Consider the following 244-nt stretch of genomic DNA (forward strand, 5'->3'; position numbering starts at 1 on the left):
GGGGTCCATCAGCTTGGTGATCCTCGTCATCCCCTTCTCGGGGTCGGCGACGACCTTCATCTCCTCGTCGGCGAGCTTCTTCACCGTGTCGAGGGCGAGGATGATCTTCTTGCCGTCGCCGCGGGCGGCGAGCAGGGTCTTCTCTACGGAGACCGGGTGGACGGTGTCGCCGTTGGCGAGGATCACACCGTCCTTGAGGGCGTCACGGCCGCACCACAGGGAGTAGGCGTTGTTCCACTCCTCG

The 244-nt window shown here is 65.2% G+C and carries 1 pseudogene; it reads right to left on the reverse strand.

From position 1 onward, the window contains the following. Nucleotides 1–244 (reverse strand): annotated as a pseudogene (locus IF28_RS0135915) (phosphocholine cytidylyltransferase family protein); the annotation flags it as partial.

It is taken from the genome of Streptomyces sp. NRRL WC-3626 (assembly GCF_000718785.1).
GTDB classification, from domain to species: domain Bacteria; phylum Actinomycetota; class Actinomycetes; order Streptomycetales; family Streptomycetaceae; genus Streptomyces; species Streptomyces edwardsiae.